Annotated in this window: 17 protein-coding genes and 1 pseudogene; 9 read left to right on the top strand and 9 right to left on the bottom strand. The window is 64.0% G+C overall.

What is annotated here, in order from left to right; genetic code table 11:
* Nucleotides 1-42: 42 nt before the first annotated feature.
* Genes ACIQUF_RS16340 through ACIQUF_RS16330 form a run of 3 tightly spaced genes read right to left on the bottom strand, consistent with a single transcriptional unit; the run spans nt 43 to nt 2,343 of the window.
* Nucleotides 43-600: a peptidylprolyl isomerase gene (locus ACIQUF_RS16340; RefSeq protein WP_403133155.1), complete on the bottom strand. Its 558-nt coding sequence runs from the start codon at nt 598-600 to the stop codon at nt 43-45.
* The gene (locus ACIQUF_RS16335) at nt 594-1,406 is read right to left on the bottom strand and encodes an alpha/beta fold hydrolase (protein ID WP_403133153.1); all 813 of its coding nucleotides are present in this window, start codon (nt 1,404-1,406) and stop codon (nt 594-596) included. The genes ACIQUF_RS16340 and ACIQUF_RS16335 overlap by 7 nt, the downstream gene beginning before the upstream one ends.
* A gap of 13 nt (nt 1,407-1,419) precedes the next feature.
* Nucleotides 1,420-2,343: a LysR family transcriptional regulator gene (locus ACIQUF_RS16330; protein ID WP_400802305.1), complete on the bottom strand. Its 924-nt coding sequence runs from the start codon at nt 2,341-2,343 to the stop codon at nt 1,420-1,422.
* A 48-nt stretch (nt 2,344-2,391) separates the two neighbouring features.
* Here ACIQUF_RS16330 and ACIQUF_RS16325 point away from each other — a divergent pair, with 48 nt between their 5' ends.
* Both ACIQUF_RS16325 and ACIQUF_RS16320 read left to right on the top strand, forming a co-directional pair.
* A complete protein-coding gene (locus tag ACIQUF_RS16325) occupies nt 2,392-2,706 on the top strand; it encodes a 3-phosphoglycerate kinase (protein ID WP_403133151.1) in 315 nt (104 codons plus the stop codon).
* A gap of 109 nt (nt 2,707-2,815) precedes the next feature.
* Nucleotides 2,816-3,415 carry an FMN-dependent NADH-azoreductase gene (locus tag ACIQUF_RS16320; RefSeq protein WP_403133150.1) on the top strand — a complete coding sequence of 200 codons (600 nt, stop codon included), beginning with the start codon at nt 2,816-2,818 and terminating at the stop codon, nt 3,413-3,415.
* A gap of 411 nt (nt 3,416-3,826) precedes the next feature.
* Here ACIQUF_RS16320 and ACIQUF_RS16315 read toward each other — a convergent pair whose 3' ends face one another.
* Both ACIQUF_RS16315 and ACIQUF_RS16310 read right to left on the bottom strand, forming a co-directional pair.
* The gene (locus ACIQUF_RS16315) at nt 3,827-5,965 is read right to left on the bottom strand and encodes a TonB-dependent siderophore receptor (protein ID WP_403133147.1); all 2,139 of its coding nucleotides are present in this window, start codon (nt 5,963-5,965) and stop codon (nt 3,827-3,829) included.
* Between the two features lie 160 nt (nt 5,966-6,125).
* Nucleotides 6,126-6,506, bottom strand: coding sequence for a hypothetical protein (locus tag ACIQUF_RS16310; RefSeq protein ID WP_403133146.1), 381 nt, complete (start codon nt 6,504-6,506; stop codon nt 6,126-6,128).
* Between the two features lie 394 nt (nt 6,507-6,900).
* Between ACIQUF_RS16310 and ACIQUF_RS16305 the strand changes: the two genes are divergently transcribed.
* The 5 genes and pseudogenes from ACIQUF_RS16305 to ACIQUF_RS16285 all read left to right on the top strand — a co-directional run.
* Nucleotides 6,901-8,361, top strand: a complete 1,461-nt coding sequence (locus ACIQUF_RS16305; RefSeq protein ID WP_403133144.1) for a serralysin family metalloprotease — start codon at nt 6,901-6,903, stop codon at nt 8,359-8,361.
* Between the two features lie 68 nt (nt 8,362-8,429).
* The gene (locus tag ACIQUF_RS16300; protein WP_403133142.1) at nt 8,430-8,789 is read left to right on the top strand and encodes an AprI/Inh family metalloprotease inhibitor; all 360 of its coding nucleotides are present in this window, start codon (nt 8,430-8,432) and stop codon (nt 8,787-8,789) included.
* A 47-nt stretch (nt 8,790-8,836) separates the two neighbouring features.
* Nucleotides 8,837-10,558, top strand: a complete 1,722-nt coding sequence (locus tag ACIQUF_RS16295; protein WP_403133139.1) for a type I secretion system permease/ATPase — start codon at nt 8,837-8,839, stop codon at nt 10,556-10,558.
* Nucleotides 10,555-11,847, top strand: coding sequence for an HlyD family type I secretion periplasmic adaptor subunit (locus ACIQUF_RS16290; RefSeq protein WP_403133138.1), 1,293 nt, complete (start codon nt 10,555-10,557; stop codon nt 11,845-11,847). The genes ACIQUF_RS16295 and ACIQUF_RS16290 overlap by 4 nt, the downstream gene beginning before the upstream one ends.
* Nucleotides 11,848-11,857: 10 nt before the next feature.
* Nucleotides 11,858-13,189 (top strand): annotated as a pseudogene (locus ACIQUF_RS16285) (TolC family outer membrane protein); the annotation flags it as partial.
* On the opposite strand, the gene ACIQUF_RS16280 reads toward ACIQUF_RS16285, so the two are convergent.
* Nucleotides 13,125-14,354, bottom strand: coding sequence for an MFS transporter (locus tag ACIQUF_RS16280; protein ID WP_403133136.1), 1,230 nt, complete (start codon nt 14,352-14,354; stop codon nt 13,125-13,127). The pseudogene ACIQUF_RS16285 and the gene ACIQUF_RS16280 overlap by 65 nt on opposite strands.
* 50 nt (nt 14,355-14,404) lie before the next feature.
* A complete protein-coding gene (locus tag ACIQUF_RS16275) occupies nt 14,405-15,154 on the bottom strand; it encodes a 3-oxoacyl-ACP reductase family protein (protein ID WP_403133133.1) in 750 nt (249 codons plus the stop codon).
* A gap of 117 nt (nt 15,155-15,271) precedes the next feature.
* Here ACIQUF_RS16275 and ACIQUF_RS16270 point away from each other — a divergent pair, with 117 nt between their 5' ends.
* Entirely contained in the window at nt 15,272-16,210 is a 939-nt protein-coding gene (locus ACIQUF_RS16270) for a LysR family transcriptional regulator (RefSeq protein ID WP_403133131.1), read from the top strand.
* Here ACIQUF_RS16270 and ACIQUF_RS16265 read toward each other — a convergent pair.
* Nucleotides 16,207-16,677, bottom strand: a complete 471-nt coding sequence (locus ACIQUF_RS16265; RefSeq protein ID WP_403133129.1) for a GreA/GreB family elongation factor — start codon at nt 16,675-16,677, stop codon at nt 16,207-16,209. The genes ACIQUF_RS16270 and ACIQUF_RS16265 overlap by 4 nt on opposite strands.
* On the bottom strand, nt 16,677-17,069 hold the full coding sequence (locus ACIQUF_RS16260) for a hypothetical protein (protein WP_403133127.1): 393 nt from the start codon (nt 17,067-17,069) through the stop codon (nt 16,677-16,679). The genes ACIQUF_RS16265 and ACIQUF_RS16260 overlap by 1 nt, the downstream gene beginning before the upstream one ends.
* A gap of 132 nt (nt 17,070-17,201) precedes the next feature.
* Here ACIQUF_RS16260 and earP point away from each other — a divergent pair, with 132 nt between their 5' ends.
* Nucleotides 17,202-18,335: an elongation factor P maturation arginine rhamnosyltransferase EarP gene (earP, locus tag ACIQUF_RS16255; RefSeq protein WP_403133124.1), complete on the top strand. Its 1,134-nt coding sequence runs from the start codon at nt 17,202-17,204 to the stop codon at nt 18,333-18,335.

Raw genomic sequence — 18,335 nt, 5'->3', positions numbered from 1 at the left:
ACCCGACCCTCAGGCGGTTTCACGTCCCTGTGAAGCCTGCGGTCAGTCGATGCGTTTGGCGGACTTGATGAACACCGGGTCGGCCGGCACATCGCGCATGCCTTTCTTGACGGTGGTGGGCGAATTGACGATCTGGTCGACCACTTCCATACCCTTGGTCACCTTACCGAATACCGCATAACCACGGTCACGGCCGGGGTTGAGGAAATCGTTGTCAGCGACGTTGATGAAGAACTGACTGGTGGCAGAGTTCGGGTCGGAGGTACGCGCCATCGACAATGTGCCGCGGGTGTTCTGCAGGCCATTACTGGCTTCGTTGCGGATCGGGTCCTGGGTCGGCTTTTGCACCATCTGCTCGGTGAAGCCGCCGCCCTGCACCATGAAGCCCGGGATTACGCGGTGGAAGATCGTATTGTTGTAGAAACCGCTGTCGACGTACGCCAGGAAATTCTTGGTACTGATCGGCGCTTTTTCTGCATTGAGCTCGATTTCGACCTGACCGAAGCTGGTGTCCAGCAACACGTGAGGGGTCTTGTCGGAGGCCATGACGCTGGTGGCGAAGGCAACCGAACAGGCGGCGAGCAGGAGTTTTTTCAGCATGGGCTCAAAGATCCTTGAGAGGTGGAAGCGGCTGCGAGGAACTGCAACAGCGTCTGGTTGAAGACCTCGGGTTGATCGAGGGGTGTAGCGTGCCGGGAATCGTCGATGACTACCAGCCTTGCCTGGGGCATCAGGGCCACATAGCGCTGTTTAAGTTGTACCGGGGTGTAATCGTGGTCGGCGGCGATCACCAGCGTGGGACAGTGAATCTGCCCGATGCGTTCCTGCACGCCCCAGTCGACGATGGCATCGAAGCTCTTGAGGTAGGCGCGCTTGTCGTTGCGCGCCCAGCGCTCGGCCATCTTGCGGCGCAGATCGGCCTGGCCGGGCTTGGGGAACAGGCGCTCGGCCAGGCCCTTGCCCACCGTTTCGACACTGAGGATGCGCGCCAGGCTCCAGCGCTTGGCCCACCACAGCCAGTCGCTGCGGGTACGGCGTTTGACTTCGGGGGCGCTGTTGACGATGCACAGGCTGCGCAGCCATTGCGGGTGGTCGACGGCGAACTGGAAGCCGACCATGCCGCCCATGGACAGGCCGACGAAGTGCACCGGTCCCGTCTGCAGGTGTTCCAGCAGGGCCAGCAGGTCGGCGCTGAAGGTGGCGATCTGGTAGCCGTCGCGCGGCTTGTCGGAGCGGCCGTGGCCGCGGATGTCCATCAGGATCACCCGGTAGTGGCTGCTGAGCTCCGGCACCTGCAGCTCCCAGTCCTGGCTGCTGGAACCCAGGCCATGCAGCAGCACCAGGGGTTCGCCCTGGCCGTATTCCTGATAATGCAGCGAGCATCCTTCATGTTCGAAATAGGCCATGGGCGCGGTCCTCTCAGGCTTGTGGGGGGGCTGCGAAGGGCACGTCCAGGGGCGCAGTGTCGAAATTGCGCAGCAGGTCGATGAGAATCTGCGTGGCCGGGCCCAGGGTCTTCTCTTTGCTCGAATAAAGGTAGAACAGTGGGTGACGGCTGCCACCCTGATCCAGCGGCAATGGCTTGAGCACGCCGTCGCGCAGCTCGCGTTCGATCATGTGGCGTGGCAGCCAGGCAAAGCCCAGGCCACTGCTGACGAAGGTGGTGGCGGTGCCCAGGCTGCCGACGGTCCAGCGCTGCTCGGCGCCGAGCCAGCCGACATCGCGCGGCTGCGAGCGACCCGAGTCGCGGATCACCACCTGCAGCTGGCTTTCCAGGTCCTGGAAGGTGATGTCCCGGCCCAGCCGGTGCAGGCTGTGCTCGGGGTGGGCGACGGCGACGAATTCCACCGCGCTCAGCTCTGTGCCCAGGTAGCCGCCGATGCTGTAGCTGCTGATGGCAAGGTCCGCGATGCCTTCGTGCATCACTTCCTCGACCCCCGACAACACCTCTTCACGCAGGCGCACCCGGCAACCGCGGCTCTGCGGCATGAACGCGGCCAGGGCGCGTACCAGGCGGGCGCTGGGGTAGGCGGCATCGACTACCACGCGCACCTCGGCCTCCCAGCCTTGCTCCATGTGGTGGGCCAGGTCTTCCAGCTGGCTGGCCTGCTTGACCAGGTGCCGCGAGCGGCGCAGCAGCACGTTGCCGGCTTCGGTCAGCACCGCTTTGCGGCCATCGATGCGCAGCAGCGGTACGCCCAGTTGCTCCTGCATGCGCGCCACCGTGTAGCTGACCGACGACTGCGAACGGTGCAGGGCCTCGGCGGCCTGGGCAAACCCACCGTGATCGACCACTGCCTGCAGGGTCCGCCACTGATCCAGGGTTACGCGCGGCGCTTTCATCTTTGGCTCCTGTTGTCCTAAGCTGCGCTCTTTCAAGGAGAGCGCCCCATGAAGAAATGTTGTGCGGCAATACTGATGTGCCTGCCCCTTGCGGCCATGGCTTACCCCATCGACGTGGAGAAGGAACTGACCGGGGTCAAGCTGGACTACACAGCCTACGACACCGCCTACGACATTGGTGCCATCACCCTGAACAACTATGGGCAAGTGCCGGCGGCCTGCAAGGTAACTTTCCGCAATGGCCCCGAGGCGCCACGGGTGCGCCGGGTCAACGTACCGGCAGGCAAAAGCGTGGACGTAACGGCCAAGTTCAACCGGCAGATCATCAAGCTGCGCATCGCGCTGGACTGCAAAGCGCAATAAAACGGATTAATCGATAGATTGAACCCACTTTTTACGCTTTTTTATCGATAGGTCAAGCCTTAATCTCACCTCCATCGAATCGCACCCTATTTGCCGATGGAGGCACCCCATGTCCCGCGTACTGATCATCGAAAGCAGCGCCCGCCAGCAGGATTCCGTTTCCCGTCAACTGACCCGTGACTTCATCGAGCAATGGCAAGCGGCACATCCGGCTGACGCGATCACCGTGCGTGACTTGGCCGTGACCCCGGTACCGCACCTGGACGCCAATCTGCTCGGCGGCTGGATGAAGCCCGAAGATCAGCGCAGCGCCGCCGAACTGGACGCTCTGGCGCGTTCCAACGAATTGACCGATGAATTGCTCGCCGCCGACGTGTTGGTGATGGCTGCGCCGATGTACAACTTCACCATCCCCAGCACCCTGAAGGCCTGGCTGGACCACGTGCTGCGTGCCGGCATCACCTTCAAGTACACCCCGACCGGCCCGCAAGGCCTGCTGACCGGCAAGCGCGCCATCGTCCTGACTGCCCGTGGCGGCATCCACGCCGGCGCCACCAGTGACCACCAGGAACCGTACCTGCGTCAGGTGATGGCGTTCATCGGCATCCACGATGTGAACTTCATCCATGCCGAAGGCTTGAACATGAGCGGCGACTTCTTTGAAAAAGGCATCAACCAGGCCAAGGCCAAGCTGGCAGCGGTGGCCTGAGCCTCAACGCATTCCCAACCCTGACACCTTGTTTTGCTCCTTTGGGTGTACCTGCCCGGCCTTGATGGCCGGGTTTTTTTTATGTGCTGGGGCTGGTAGGTGCTAGTCACAAGCTCGTTTGCGCCCTTGAGATCGAGCGCCGCCCGCGCGGCGCATCGCGGATGAATCCGCTCCTACAGTTTGTTGCAACGCGCCATTCCAGTCAGAACATGGTTGCCAGCCTTGGCTCATGGCTGAAGATTTGCGGGGCGACGGCAGCGCCAACCAAGAAATCGGTTCGTGCCAACAAGGCTGACAACTATGGCCTATCAGGCCATGGCACGTTGCAAAAAATGTGGGAGCGGATTCATCCGCGATGCGCCGCGCGGGCGGCGCTCGATCCCAAGAGCGCTGAAGCTGTCATGCCTAGCCCTAGAAACTCACCGAAGCCGACAACCGAGCCGTGCGCGGCGCCCCTTGGAACAAATAGTTGTCCCCCAGATAATCCCCCACATCCCGCCAATAGCGCTTGTCGAACACGTTGTCCACGGTCAGCCGCAGCACCGTGTCATACCCCCCAATGCGCGTGCGATACCGGCTGCCGACATCGAACACGGTGTACCCGCCGACTTCGACGTTGCCAGCCTGGCTCGCATATTTGCTGGCGCTGTAGCGAGCCCCGGCGAGCAATGCCAGGCCTGGAACCGGCAGGCTGTAATCGGCCTGCACAGCGGCGCGAAGACGCGGCACGTTGATCGCTTGATGATCTTCGTAAGCCTCGGTACCGCTGTTCTCGACCCGTGCGCGAATCGCTGCGGCACTGGCCTGAATCTGCAGGTTCGACGTTACCCAACCGCTGGCGCCGAGCTCCAGGCCGATGTTCTTCTGCTGGCCCTGCTGCACGTAGGTGAAACTGCCATCCTCTTGCGGGCGGGCGTACTGGTAGGCCTGGCGGATCTGGAACAGCGCGGCGCTGAAACTCATGCCTTGCCAGTCGCGCTTGATGCCGAGCTCCAGTTGGTGCGACAGGGTAGGGGCGAGGATCTCGGCCGCGTTGCTGGCAAACCACGGGGCGGTGCCACCGCTTGAAAGGCCTTTGGCGTAGCTGGCATACAGCGTGGTGTCGGGGCGCGGCTTGTAGATCAATGCGGCATTGGGCAGCAGCTGGTATTGCCGGGTATGGCGCCCGGCCACGCCGTTTTCGTCCCAGGTCTTTTCGTCCAGCCGCACTTCACGGGCGCCCAGCACGGTCTGCCATTGCTCGTTGAAGCTGATGCGGTCACTGACGAACACACCGTACTGGCGGCTGTCCAGACGCCGCTCGCTGGCACCGATGGGCCGGCCGGAGGGTTCCACGGCAGGCGCGCCGGTGTAGATATTGCCGCTGCCGACCAGCTCGTTGTAGTAAGGGCGCTGATCCAGCGTGCGACGTTGCGCGCTGGTGCCTACGGTCAGCTCATGGCCCACGCCAAGCGCGTCGAAATGGCCGTTGAGCACGGCCTGGGCTTCGTCGGTGCGGCGGGTGTCGTCGGGGCTGCGGAAGTCGTAGATGTCGTAATCGCCTTTCGGGCTGAAGTGCGACTGCCAGCCGCCCTCACTGCCCCAGGCGAACGCGCTGTAGTCGTCGATCACCACCTTGCTGCGTGAGGCGCTCAGGGTGCCGCTCCAGGCATCGTTGAAGCGGTACTGGAAGCGCCCTCCGAGGTTCAGCGAATCGTTCTGCACCGGTTTGGCCCAGTGCTGGTAGGCCAGCCGGTCATCGGGGTCGATGCCGTGTGGCACTTGGCTGCCGCCGAGCAGCTGGTAGCCCGGTACCGAGCGTTGTTCGCGGTGCTGGTATTCGGCATCCAGCTGCAGGGTGGCGTCGGGGCTGATCTGCCAGTCGAAGGCCAGCGAGGCGAAGTCACGCTTGCCGTCGGCGTGGTCGACGTACGAGCGGATGTCCTCATGGGCGAGGTTGGCGCGCAGGCCGAACTGCCGCTCGCTGCCGAACCAGCCGCCCAGGTCTGTTGCCAGGTAACGCTCGCCGTGCTCGTTGGTGGAGACCGTGACGCTGCGCACATCCTCGGCGCGCTTGGTCACGTAGTTGATCAAGCCGCCAGGTTCCGACACACCGCTTTGCAGGCCGGACAGGCCTTTGAGCAGCTCGATCTGCTGCTTGTTTTCCAGCGCCACGTTCTGCTCGCCGGCGATGGTCTGGCCGTTGATGCGGTAGCTGCTGGCGGCGTTCAGCTCGAAGCCGCGGACGTTGAAGTTTTCGTAATAGCCAATCGGGGCATAGCTCTCGCCGACCGAGGCGTCGCTTTGCAGCACTTCGCTGAGCTTGCGCACCTGGCGGTCTTCGATCAGTTGCTGGCTGAACACGCTGACCGAGGCTGGGGTGTCGAGCAGGGGGGCGGGTTGGAAACCGCTTACTGCGGCCTCTCGCGCTTGATAGCCGTCGGTGCCGTAGGTGTCGGAGACCTGCACCGGGGTGAGGGTCACGCTGCCTTCTGCCCATCCATGGGGGCTGTGAAGGGCCAGGCCCAGGCTGAGCAGGCTCAGGGGCAGGCGGGGGGAGGGCAGGGGCATGCGAATTCCTTATGGGCGGAGAATGCAGTGGCCCTTTCGCGGATGAATCCGCTCCTACAGGCCGTGATACCCGTAGGAGCGGATTCATCCGCGAAGAGGCCGGTGCAGTCAAAAACGCCCATAATATCAGGCGATAATCACCCAGTAAGCGCGAAGGTGATCAATCACCAGCAGCCGGACGCCGATGCTGGCGCCAGCTGTCGTCGATCTTCGACCAGGTCTTGCCATCGGTGATGGCCAGCAGTTTACGCCCATCCTTGAATGTGGCCAGGAACGTGGCTTCTTCTTCCTTGCCGCCCAGCCAGAGCCCGGCAATCAGGCCCACCGGGCCTGCCACCAGGGCACCGGCCACACCCCAGCCAAGGGCGGAACTCAAGCTGCGGCTGGATTCCAGGCTGGCCAGCTGCAGGTCAGTGATACGGGTAAGCGAGATGCGCTCGCCAGGCGAGGGGCTGCGCGGGGTCTTGAGTGTGAGCGATCCATTGCGAAACTCGCCTTCACCTTGCAAGAAGTCGCCGGATTGCACCGTGAGTCTTGTCATTGAATGATCCTTCAGGGATAGGGCATTGACCAGCGCCTACTGAGCGCCCCATTAGCGGTCAAGTCAACGATCAGGCGACGGAGGGTCGTGTGGTGCTTCGTCGCACTTTGCCAGTATGTCGCTTTTTTATAATCAAACTTCCATTAATTGAATAAAACTTGTCGGTCATTCTTCGTATGAAGGGTTTGGTTTTAGTTCTCCGTCGTTTGCGCAAACAATAAAACCGCTTGCGTTATTCATTTTTGAATAAAAGTTTTCAAAAGCGCTGGACATGAAGTTTCATTATGTGTCAGTTTTTTTGCGCCTCATAAGGGCGAGTGACAGGATGCTCTCGCCAAGGTGGGAGAATCCTGTCGGACATCTACTGCTTTTTTGTAAACAAGGAAGTGTCTGTATGTCGAAAGTCAAAGCAAGTGCCATTGTTTCTGCGGGTGCCGCCGTGCAGCCGCAAGGGCCCAGCAGCGCATTCGGGCTGATCAATGGTTTTGGCCATCAATACGATCGCGGTGGCGCGAACGTCAATGGCAAACCCTCGTTTACCGTCGACCAGGCGGCCACCCAACTGCTGCGCGATGGCGCAGCCTGGCAGGATGTGAACAAGGACGGCACCATCAGCCTCAGCTACACCTTCCTCAACCGCGCACCGTCGGACTTCTACAGCCGTGACCTGGGCAGCTTCAGCGCCTTCTCGGTGCAGCAGAAAGCCCAGGCCAAACTGGCCATGCAGTCGTGGGCGGACGTGGCCAAGGTGACCTTCACCGAGGCCGCTTCGGGAGGCGACGGTCACATGACCTTCGGCAACTACAGCGACGGCAGCAGCGGTGGCGCTGCCTTCGCCTACCTGCCGTTCAACCAGCCGGGTTCGCACAAGGGCGAGTCCTGGTACCTGATCAGCCGTGACTACCAGGTCAACGTCAACCCCGACACCGGCAACTACGGGCGCCAGACCCTCACCCACGAGATCGGCCACGTACTCGGGCTGTCCCACCCTGGCGACTACAACGCCGGAGAGGGTTACCCGACCTACAAGGACGCCTCGTACGCCCAGGACACCCGCGGCTACAGCGTCATGAGCTACTGGAGCGAGAGCAATACCGGGCAGAACTTCATCAAGGCCGGCGGGCAGTACTATGCCTCGGCGCCGTTGATGGACGACATCGCGGCGATCCAGAAGCTCTACGGGGCCAACTACGCGACCCGTTCGGGGGATACCGTGTACGGCTTCAACTCAACCGCTGATCGCGACTTCTACTCGGCTACCTCGGCCTCGTCGAAAGTGGTGTTCGCGGTGTGGGATGGGGGCGGTAACGATACCCTGGACTTCTCCGGGTTCACCCAGAACCAGAAGATCAACCTCAACGAAGCCTCGTTCTCCGACGTCGGTGGCATGGTCGGCAACGTGTCGATCGCCAAGGGTGTAACGGTCGAGAACGCCTTTGGCGGGGCCGGCAACGATCTGCTGATCGGCAATGGCGTGGCCAACGTGCTCAAAGGCGGTGCCGGCAACGACATCATCTACGGCGCGGGTGGCGGCGACCAGCTGTGGGGCGGCGCTGGCGCGGACACCTTCGTGTTCGCGGCGGTCAGCGACTCCACGCGGGCGGCGCCGGACCGGATCATGGATTTCACCTCCGGTCAGGACAAGATCGACCTGTCGGCGATCGCCGCATTCGCCGTAAACAAGCTGCCGCTGCAGTTCGTCAACGCCTTTACCGGCCAAGCCGGGGAGGCGCTGCTGAGCTACGACCAGGCGACTCACCTGGGCAGCCTGGCCATCGACTTCACTGGGAACAGCCTGGCTGATTTCCTGGTGACCACCGTTGGCCAGGCCGCTGTCACCGACATCGTGGTCTGATGCACGGGGCGGCGCTCACGCGTCGCCCTTCTGGCTGGCGAGGTCGAGGCATGAGAAGGTTCGAGCGAATGATCGCGCTGGGCGCGATCCCCTTGATGGTGATCACCGAGGTCTGTATGGCGAGCAGTCTGCTTCTCCCCAATGCCGCGCAACTGGCCGGTCGTTGGCAACTGTATTGTGACTTGCAACCGGCGTCGGTTTGCGCGCTGCATCTGGGTGCCAGCGACGGCGAACTGAATGGCGACCTGGTGTGCGCCGAACGCCTCTTGGGCCTGCGCCCCGGTACTTGGCTGGTGACGCCGGACACGCTGGCCTTGGTCGGTGCCGACGGCAGCCAGGCCGTGCATTTCAGCCGCCAGGGGGCCGGGCACTACACCGGAACCCGCGCAGACGGCACACACCTGGTGCTCGAACGCCAGGACCCATAACCCCGGCCTGGAACTTCATGCAAGTTCCAGGTGAATAAGGGTGAAACATGAAACTACCGAGCAAACAGCCCGGGGCGCCCTTGTGGGCGGCACTCGGCGATTACAAGTCAACGCTGGTCAGTGTTGGCTGTTTCACGGCATTGATCAACCTCCTTATGCTGGTGCCTTCTATTTATATGCTGCAAGTGTACGACCGTGTACTGAGCTCGCAGAGTATTACAACTTTGTGGTTATTGACCCTAATGGTGGTCGGCTTCTTCATCTATATTGGCGCGTTGGAAGCGGTGCGCAGTTTTATTGTTATTCGCGTGGGCAATCAGCTGGAGAAAAGTTTCAACCTGCAGGTTTACCGCGCCGCCTTCGAGCGCAACTTGCGCCAGCGTGATGGCGCCGCGGGCCAGGCCTTGAATGACCTCGCGCAATTGCGCCAATTCGTTACCGGGCCGGCACTGTTCGCGTTCTTCGACGCGCCGTGGTTTCCGATCTACCTGGCGGTGATCTTCGTCTTCAACCCCTGGCTGGGGCTGATGGCCAGCGGCGGTGCCGTGTTGCTGATCGCCCTGGCCGCGCTCAACGAACGCCTGACCCACGCCACCCTGGCCGAGGCCAGTGCTGTGCAGCAGCAATCGACGCTGTTGGCCGGCAGTCAGTTGCAGAGTGCCGAGAGCATCCAGGCCATGGGCATGCTCGCAGCGCTGCGCCGACGCTGGTTCGCCCAGCATGGGCGTTTCCTCGACCTGCAGAACCAGGCCAGCGACACCACGGCGGTGATCAGCGCCACCAGCAAGGGCCTGCGCTTGTGCCTGCAATCGCTGGTCCTGGGGCTCGGCGCCCTGCTGGTGATCGACGGGCAGATGACCCCTGGGATGATGATCGCCGGTTCCATCCTCATGGGCCGGGTACTGGCGCCGATCGACCAGTTGCTCGCGGTGTGGAAGCAGTGGAGCGGGGCAAAGCTGGCCTACCAGCGCCTGGACGGCTTGTTGCGCGCACACCCGGAGCCGCCCGCGCCGATGCCGTTGCCGGTGCCTAGCGGGCGACTGGCGGTGGAGCAGATCAGCGCAGGGCCGCCTGGGCGCGAGCGGGTCACCTTGCAGCAGGTCGACTTCACCTTGGCCGCCGGTGAACTGTTGGGGGTGCTGGGGGCGTCAGGCTCGGGCAAGTCGACGCTGGCCAAGCTGCTGGTGGGCGTTTGGCCAGCCCGCAGTGGCCATATCCGGCTCGATGGCGCCGAACTCGCCCAGTGGGATCGCGAGGCGCTTGGCCCGCATATCGGCTACCTGCCACAGGGCATCGAACTGTTGCGCGGCAGCATCGCAGAAAACATCGCCCGTTTCGGCGACCTCGATGGCCAGCAGGTGGTCGAGGCGGCGCGCCTGGCCGGTGTCCACGAACTGATTTTGCGGCTGCCTCAAGGCTATGACACACGCCTGGGTGAGGCAGGTGTCGACCTGTCCGGTGGCCAGAAGCAACGCATCGCTTTGGCCCGTGCGCTGTACGGCAACCCTTGCCTGATCGTGCTGGACGAACCCAACTCCAACCTCGACAGCCACGGCGAGACCGCGCTGGCCAACGCCCTGGCCCAACTCAAGGCACTGGGCCGCACCGTGGTGCTGGTGACCCATCGCAGCGCCGCGCTGGCCCAGGCCGATAAGTTGTTGGTGCTGCATGAGGGGCGCATGCAAGGCTTCGGCCCGGCTCGCGACATCCTCCACGCCATGGGCCAGGCCCCGGCGCCGCGCCCCTTGCAGGCCGGAGGTGGCGCATGAGCCGGCATCAACGCGATGCGCGCTTCCATGTTCGCCTGGGCTGGCTGCTGACCTTGGTCGGTTTTGGCGGCTTCATGGCCTGGGCCAGCCTGGCGCCGCTCGATCAGGGCGTGCCAGTGCAGGGCACAGTGGTGGTGTCGGGCAAGCGCAAGGCGGTGCAGTCGATGGCCGGCGGTGTGGTCAGTCGGATTCTGGTCCGTGAGGGTCAGCAGGTTCATCACGGCGAGCCGCTGTTCCGGCTCGATCCCACCCAGGCGCGGGCTGATGTCGAGGCGCTGCAGGCCCAGTACCGCATGGCGCGCGCCAGCCTGGCACGCTGGCAGGGTGAGCGCGACAACCTGGGCCAGGTGGCGTTTCCGGCTGACTTGCTGGCCAACGACGATGCCGGGCTCGGTCTGATCCTGGAAAGTCAGCGCCAACTGTTCGACAGCCGTCGCCAGGCCCAGGCCCGCGAGCAGGGCGCGTTGGCGGCCAGTATCGAGGGCTCACAGGGCCAACTGGCCGGTATGCGCCGGGCCCGTGGCGACCTGCAAGCCCAGGCAAACTCGCTGCGTGAGCAACTGGACAACCTGCGGCCACTGGCAGGCGACGGCTACATCCCGCGCAACCGCGTGCTGGAGTACCAGCGCCAGCTGTCCCAGGTGCAACGCGACCTGGCGCAGAACGCCGGTGACAGCGCACGCCTGGAGCAGGTGATCGTCGAAGCCCGGTTCAATCTGCAGCAGCGCCGTGAGGAATACCAGAAAGAGGTGCGCAGCCAGCTGGCCGAAGCCCAGGTCAAGGCCGCGACCCTGGAGCAGCAGATGAACGCTGCGCGCTTTGCCTTGCAGCACAGCGAAATCCTCGCGCCAGCCGACGGTATCGCCGTCAACCTCGGCGTGCACACCGAAGGCGCGGTGGTGAGGGCTGGCGATACGCTACTGGAAGTCGTCCCCCAGGGCGCCGCGCTGGAAGTGGAAGGGCGCCTGCCGGTGAATCTGATAGACAAGGTTGCCCTGCAGTTGCCGGTGGACATCCTCTTCACCGCTTTCAACCAGAATCGCACGCCTCGGGTCAGCGGGGAAGTGACGCTGTTGTCGGCCGACCAGTTGATCGACGAGCGTAGCGGCCAGCCTTACTACGTGCTGCGCAGTACGGTCAGTGCCGAGGCCTTGGCGCGCCTGCAGGGGCTGACCATCCGCCCGGGGATGCCAGCCGAGCTGTTTGTGCGTACCGGCGAGCGCTCACTGCTCAACTACCTGTTCAAGCCGCTGCTCGACCGCGCAGGCACTGCCTTGACCGAACAATAAGGACCGCGCTGTGAAGAACCTTCCATTGATCGGGCTGCTGGCGGCCTGCGCCTGGCTGCCTGGCGTTGCCCTGGCAGCCATGGGGCCGTTCCAGATTTACGAGCAGGCCCTGCGCCGCGACCCGACCTACCTGGCCGCCTTCAAGGCCCGCGAGGCTGGCCAGGAGTATCGCGCCATCGGCCGCGCCGGCCTGCTGCCGAGCCTGTCGTACAACTACAACAAAGGCCGCAACGACTCCGAGGTGAAGTACCTGGGGGATTCGCGCCGTCAGCAAGAGCACCGCCACTACAACAGCATGGGTTCGAGCTTCATCCTCCAGCAGCCGCTGTTCGACTACGAAGCCTATGCGGCCTACCGCAAAGGCGTCGCCCAGGCGCTGTTCGCCGACGAGACGTTCCGCGACCAGAGCCAGCAGCTGCTGGTGCGGGTGATGAGCAGCTACACCCAGGCGTTGTTCGCTGAAGACCAGATCACCATCAGCGTCGCCAGCAAGCGGGCCTACCGCCAGCAGTTCCAGCAGAACCGGCGGTTGTTCGACGCGGGCGAAGGCACGCGTACGGATGTGCTCGAAGCCCAGGCGCGCTTCGAGCTGGCCGATGCCGAGGAGATCCAGGCCCGCAACGACCAGGATGCCGCCTTGCGCGAGTTGGGCGCGCTGATCGGCGAACCGGCGGTGCGCGTCGAGGACCTGGCGCCGTTGCGTGCCGGCTTTGCCCTGCCCAGCGTCGAACCCAGCGGTTATGACGCCTGGCAGGCGCGGGCCCTGGCCAGCAATCCGCAACTGGGGTCTTCGCGTCAGGCATTGGAAGTGGCGCGTTTCGAGGTGGAACGCAACCGTGCCGGGCACCTGCCCAAGGTCACGGCCTTCGCCACTTCGCGGCGTCAGGAGTCCGACAGCGGCAATACCTACAACCAGCGCTATGACACCAACACCGTGGGCATCGAAGTCAGTGTGCCGTTGTTCGCCGGCGGCGGCGTGTCGGCGTCGACCCGCCAGGCCAGCCGACACCTGGAGCAAGCCGAATACGAGCTGGATGGGCAGACCCGTGGCGCTTTGATCGAGCTGCGCAAGCACTACAACGCCTGCCAGTCCGGCGCCAGTCGGCTGCGGGCCTACGCGCGGGCCTTGGCAGCGTCCGAGTCACTGGTGGTCTCGACCCGCAAGAGCGTGCAGGGGGGCGAACGGGTCAACCTCGATGTGCTCAATGCCGAGCAGCAACTGGCCAGTACCCGACGTGACTTGGCCCAGGCGCGCTATGACTACCTGCTGGCGTGGATCAAGCTGCACTATCAGGCCGGTGTCCTGAGCGAACGTCAGCTGGCCCAGGTGGATGAGGCGTTTTCTGTTTACGCTGAGCCCAGCCCCACACCAGCAACGCCAGGGTACCGATCGCCAGGCCCGCCGTGACGATCCCCATCCAGCCGTGGTGCTGGAACAGCTGGGTGCCCAGCAGCGAACCCAGCGCGCCGCCGATGAAGTAGCAGGTGATGTAGCCGGCATTCAGCCGGGTACGGGCTTCGGGGCGCAGCGCGATCACCGCGTTCTGGTTGCTCACGTGCACCAGCTGCACGGCCAGGTCGAGCAGCAGCACGCCGACCAGCAGCGCCAGCAGCGAGCTTTGCGCGAAGCCCAGCGGTACCCACGACAGCAGCAGCGCCACCAGGCCCACAGTGGTGCCCAGCGAGCCCTTGCCGCCGTCGGCCAGGCGCCCGGCCCAGTTGGCCGACAGCGCACCCGCCGCACCCGCCAGGCCGAACAGGCCGATGATCGCGTCGGAATACTGATAAGGCGGTTGCGCCAGCAGGAACGCCAGCGGTGTCCAGAACAGGGCGAACAGGCTGAACGACAGCAACCCCAGCAGCGAGCGCAGGCGCAGCACCGGCTCTTCGATGAACAAGCGGAACACCGAGCCGATCAGCGCCGGGTACTTCAGCCCGGCATGGCTGTGGTGTTGCGGCAGGCTGCGGTACAGGGCGAAGGCGGTGATAGCCATCAGCACCGCGGCCAGCACGTAGATGCTGCGCCAGCCGCCCAGTTCGGCCATGAAGCCGGCGGCGGTGCGCGCCAGCAGAATGCCCAGCAGCAGGCCGCTCATCAATGTACCCACGGCGCGCCCGCGTTGGTGCGGCTCGCTCAGGCTGGCGGCCATCGGCACGAGGATCTGCGCCACCACCGAGAACAGGCCGGTGAGCGCGGTGCCGAGGATCAGCCACGGCAGGCTGGGGGCGCAGGCACTGATCACCAGGCCCAGAGTGGCGATCACCGACATGATCACGATCAGGCGGCGCTGCTCGAACAGGTCGCCCAGGGGTGCCAGCAACAGCAGGCCGGCGCCGTAGCTGAGCTGCGCGGCGATGACGATGCTGCCGGCGCTGGCGGTGCTCAGGCCGAACTGTTCGGCGATGCTGTGCAGCAGGGGTTGGGCGTAGTAATTGCTGGCCACGGCCAGGCCGGTGGCGGTGGCCATCAGTAGGATCAGCGCGCGGCTGAGGGTCGGGGAGGTCATGGGGTTCTCGTGTTCGAAAAAGAAGCAGGGGGCACCTGGCCCCCAGTCTATCAGGCGGCAAAGCCACCATCGGCGGTCAGGCTGGCGCCGGTGATGTAACCGGCCTCCGGCCCTGCCAGGTAGGCCACGAAGCTGGCGATTTCATCCACCTGGCCATAGCGCCCGATGGCCATCAGCGGGATCAGGCTGTCGGCGAATTCGCCGCTGGCCGGGTTCATGTCGGTGTCTACCGGGCCAGGCTGCACGTTGTTCACGGTAATGCCCTGCGGCCCAAGGTCGCGTGCCATGCCCTTGGTCAGGCCGACCAGTGCCGACTTGCTCATGGCGTAGGGTGCGCCGCCGGCAAACGGCATGCGCTCGGCATTGGTGCTGCCGATGTTGATGATCCGCCCGCCCTGGCCCATGTAGCGGGCGGCGGCCTGGCTGGCGACGAACACGCTGCGTACGTTGATGGCCAGGGTGCGGTCGAAGTCGGCGAGGTCGAAGTCTATCAGCGGCGCCACGGCCAGTACGCCGGCATTGTTGACCAGGATATCGAGGCGGCCGAAGGCTTTCACGGTGTCGTCGACTGCCAGTTGCACGGCGGCGGCATCGGCGCTGTCGGCGCGCAGCGCCAGGGCTTGGCCACCGGCTGCCTTGACTTCGTCGACCAGCGCGTTGGCTGGGCCTTCGGAGCTGGCGTAGGTGAAGGCCACCTGTGCGCCTTCGCGCGCCAGGCGGCGGACTATGGCGGCGCCAATGCCGCGGGAGCCGCCCTGAATCAGGGCCACTTTGCCTTCGAGGGTAAGTTGCTTGGACATGCTGATCTCCTGCTGGAAGCAAGGCCGAATGCCTTGGATGGGCGCAGTATCGACCGATGATTACCTGCTGATAAGATGGCAATCGCTATCAGCAGAGTAAACCTTTGGTTGGTAATCATGGCCATGGAATCCTTCAACGCCCTTGAGTGTTTCATCCGCAGCGCCGAGGTCGGTAGTTTCGCCGAGGCGGCCCGCCGTCTGAGCCTGACCCCGGCGGCGGTGGGCAAGCACGTTGCCCAATTGGAAGCGCGCCTCGGCGTGCGGCTGTTCCAGCGTAGTACGCGCAAGCTGACCCTGACTGAAGCCGGGCAGCGTTTTCTCGGTGAGGTCAGCGACAGCTTTCGTACCATCCAGTACGCCGTGGCCAACCTGGCCAGCGCCGAGGGCCAGCCGGCCGGGCTGTTGCGGGTGAGCATGGGAACTGTGTTCGGGCGCTTGTACGTGTTGCCTCTGTTGGGCGAATTCTTGCGGCGCTACCCGGCAATCACCCCGGATTGGCATTTCGACAACCGCCAGGTCGACCTGATCGGCCAGGGCTTCGATGCCGCGATTGGCGGTGGTTTCGAGCTGCCGCTGGGAGTGGTGGCGCGCAAGCTGACGCCGGCGCATCGGGTGCTGGTGGCGGCACCCAAGTATCTGAGCGAACACCCCGGTATCGATGGTCCGCAAAAGCTGCAAGGCCATGCCGGGATCCTGATTCGCTCACCGCAGACCGGCCGCGTGCGTTCCTGGCCGCTGACCAGCCGCTGGCAGGACCAGCAGCCCCTGCAGTTGCGCCAGGCGATGACCATGAGCGACTCGGATGCGGCCTGCGCGGTGGCCCAGCAGGGCTTGGGCATTGCCCTGGTCAGCCTGCCGTTTGCGGTGCCGTACCTGGAGGCGGGGCTGCTGCAGCGGGTGTTGCCGGACTGGTATGTGGATGATGGGCATATCAGCCTGTACTACACCGAGCACAAGCTGCTGCCGGGCAAGACCCGGGCGTTCATCGATTTTGTTCAGGAGCAGTTCGCTGAGCGCGGCTTGGCGACGAAGTTCGATGCGTTAGTCAGCAACTAGGCAACCTGGATGATGAAGAAAGCCTGTACCCCAAGGCTCACTTCATCATCGATTTTCTTGCCCACCAACTGCTGCCCCAGCGGCGATCGCGGGGTGATGACTGTCACCAGTTCAGCGCCTTTGCCAATCTTCAACCCGGCCGCTTCCGGCCCGAGGAACAGCAAGCGTTGTTCGCCGTGCTCATCTTCCAGGGTCACCAGGCTGCCAATCTGTATCCCCCGCGCCGGGTCATAATCACGCAATGCCAGCTGCTGATAGATCAGCAGTGCCTGACGAATTTCGGCCGTGCGCCTGGCCTGGCCGGTGGCAAGGTACGAAGCTTCCAGGCCAAGCGTGTCGTACTTGTTCTCGGCGATGTTTTCTTCGGCGGTGGCGGTTTCGTAGGCGGTCTGGGCGGCGCGGCGCAGCACCTCCATGTCGGTTTCCAGGGCGGTGACGATGCGCGTCAACAGGCTGGGCTTGTCCATCAGTAACAGAACTCCAGCACGTTGGCCTGGCTCTTGTCGGTCGGCGCCGTACGGTTCTGCGACAGCCAGAACTGGCACCTGGGGCTGTTGAGGTTGCGCGGGTTGCCTTGGGCGGCTTCGGCGGCTTGCTGCATCTCTTGCTTGTGCAAAATGTCCTTGTAGCGCTCGAACATCTCGCCCTGCGCATCCAGCGGCTGCGCGGAAGGGGCTGCCGGGCGGGCGAGGGTGGGGGCGACGGCCTGAGCCACCGGCTGCACCTGCTCCGGCCACCAGCGCGCGGCCAGCCACAGGCTCAGGGCAATGGCCACGGCGCCGAGCCACAGGCCGAATGCCACGCACAGGATCAGTTGCAGTGGCTTGAGGGTGATCTTCAATTCACGGTGGCGGGGCATGGCGGCCTCCTGGCAGGGCGGGACGAGGCCCCATTGTCGCATGGCCTCGGGCGATCTTTCAGTATTAGCGCTTTTGTCGGCGACGATTTGAACGCAGAATTCGCCGATTTGCGCAGGGCGAGGGCAGGACCTATGAAAGTCACTTGGGACATCTTCTGCAGCGTCGTCGACAACTACGGCGATATTGGGGTGACCTGGCGGTTGGCCCGGCAGCTGGTCGCCGAGCACGAACTGGCGGTGCGCCTGTGGGTGGATGACCTGAATGCCTTCGTGCCCATGTGTCCGGGTGCTGACGCCAGCGTTGCGCAACAATGGCACGAGGGCGTCGAAGTGCGTGCCTGGCCTGCGCAGTGGCAGCCGGCGGAACCTGCCGATGTGGTGATTGGCGCGTTTGCCTGCCAGTTGCCCTTGCCGTACGTCGAGGCAATGCGCGCGCGGGCCAACCCGGTTCTGTGGCTTAACCTTGACTACCTCAGCGCCGAGGACTGGGTCGAGGGTTGCCATGGGTTACCTTCGCCGCAGTCGAACGGCCTGCGCAAAATATTCTTCTTCCCAGGCTTTACCGAAAAGACCGGCGGGCTGCTGCGTGAGGCCTCGCTAATGCAGCGGCGGCTGGCCTTCGAGCAGTCCGCCGAGGCACGCGCCGCGTTCCTGCACGGTTTAGGTGTTCGAGCGCAAGCGGATGCGCAACTGATTTCGCTGTTCGCCTACGAAAACCCGCAGCTGGGCGCCTGGCTCGATGCGTTGTCCACCGATACGTGCGCCACTCATCTGCTGGTGCCGCAAGGCCGCATTCTGGGCGATCTGGGCCAGTGGCTGGGCGAGCCGGGGCTCAAGGTCGGTGATGTCTACCGGCGCGACGCGTTGACCGTGCAGATCCTGCCATTCGTCAGCCAGGACGATTACGACCGGCTGCTATGGGCCTGTGACTTCAACGCTGTGCGCGGCGAAGACTCATTCGTGCGCGCGCAGTGGGCTGGCCGGCCGATGCTGTGGCACATCTACGTGCAGGAAGAAAACGCCCATTGGGAAAAGCTCGAAGCGTTCCTCAGCCTTTATCGACAGGGCCTGTCGGACGCTGCCAGCGAGGCACTGGTGGCATTGTGGCGCGCCTGGAACATGAACCACGACATGCGCCAGGCGTGGCAAGGGGCCCGTAAACATTGGCCGGAACTGCAGCAGCATGCTCGTGATTGGGCGGCCGAGCAGGCCGCTCGGCCGGACCTTGCCAAGGCGCTGGTACTGTTTTACCGAAATTGGCTATGA

The sequence above is a fragment of the Pseudomonas sp. NPDC090233 genome (assembly GCF_044772285.1).
Classification (GTDB): domain Bacteria; phylum Pseudomonadota; class Gammaproteobacteria; order Pseudomonadales; family Pseudomonadaceae; genus Aquipseudomonas.
This window is presented reverse-complemented; position numbering and strand designations above follow the sequence as displayed.

What these genes read in the sequence shown, in the direction of transcription:
- ACIQUF_RS16340 (WP_403133155.1), bottom strand. Translation starts at nt 600, where the DNA reads ATGCTGAAAAAACTCCTGCTCGCCGCCTGTTCGGTTGCCTTCGCCACC.
- ACIQUF_RS16315 (WP_403133147.1), bottom strand. Translation starts at nt 5,965, where the DNA reads ATGCCCCTGCCCTCCCCCCGCCTGCCCCTGAGCCTGCTCAGCCTGGGC.
- ACIQUF_RS16295 (WP_403133139.1), top strand. Translation starts at nt 8,837, where the DNA reads ATGAAACTACCGAGCAAACAGCCCGGGGCGCCCTTGTGGGCGGCACTC.
- ACIQUF_RS16310 (WP_403133146.1), bottom strand. Translation starts at nt 6,506, where the DNA reads ATGACAAGACTCACGGTGCAATCCGGCGACTTCTTGCAAGGTGAAGGC.
- ACIQUF_RS16300 (WP_403133142.1), top strand. Translation starts at nt 8,430, where the DNA reads ATGATCGCGCTGGGCGCGATCCCCTTGATGGTGATCACCGAGGTCTGT.
- earP (WP_403133124.1), top strand. Translation starts at nt 17,202, where the DNA reads ATGAAAGTCACTTGGGACATCTTCTGCAGCGTCGTCGACAACTACGGC.
- ACIQUF_RS16280 (WP_403133136.1), bottom strand. Translation starts at nt 14,354, where the DNA reads ATGACCTCCCCGACCCTCAGCCGCGCGCTGATCCTACTGATGGCCACC.
- ACIQUF_RS16335 (WP_403133153.1), bottom strand. Translation starts at nt 1,406, where the DNA reads ATGGCCTATTTCGAACATGAAGGATGCTCGCTGCATTATCAGGAATAC.
- ACIQUF_RS16270 (WP_403133131.1), top strand. Translation starts at nt 15,272, where the DNA reads ATGGCCATGGAATCCTTCAACGCCCTTGAGTGTTTCATCCGCAGCGCC.
- ACIQUF_RS16290 (WP_403133138.1), top strand. Translation starts at nt 10,555, where the DNA reads ATGAGCCGGCATCAACGCGATGCGCGCTTCCATGTTCGCCTGGGCTGG.
- ACIQUF_RS16265 (WP_403133129.1), bottom strand. Translation starts at nt 16,677, where the DNA reads ATGGACAAGCCCAGCCTGTTGACGCGCATCGTCACCGCCCTGGAAACC.
- ACIQUF_RS16330 (WP_400802305.1), bottom strand. Translation starts at nt 2,343, where the DNA reads ATGAAAGCGCCGCGCGTAACCCTGGATCAGTGGCGGACCCTGCAGGCA.
- ACIQUF_RS16305 (WP_403133144.1), top strand. Translation starts at nt 6,901, where the DNA reads ATGTCGAAAGTCAAAGCAAGTGCCATTGTTTCTGCGGGTGCCGCCGTG.
- ACIQUF_RS16325 (WP_403133151.1), top strand. Translation starts at nt 2,392, where the DNA reads ATGAAGAAATGTTGTGCGGCAATACTGATGTGCCTGCCCCTTGCGGCC.
- ACIQUF_RS16320 (WP_403133150.1), top strand. Translation starts at nt 2,816, where the DNA reads ATGTCCCGCGTACTGATCATCGAAAGCAGCGCCCGCCAGCAGGATTCC.
- ACIQUF_RS16275 (WP_403133133.1), bottom strand. Translation starts at nt 15,154, where the DNA reads ATGTCCAAGCAACTTACCCTCGAAGGCAAAGTGGCCCTGATTCAGGGC.
- ACIQUF_RS16260 (WP_403133127.1), bottom strand. Translation starts at nt 17,069, where the DNA reads ATGCCCCGCCACCGTGAATTGAAGATCACCCTCAAGCCACTGCAACTG.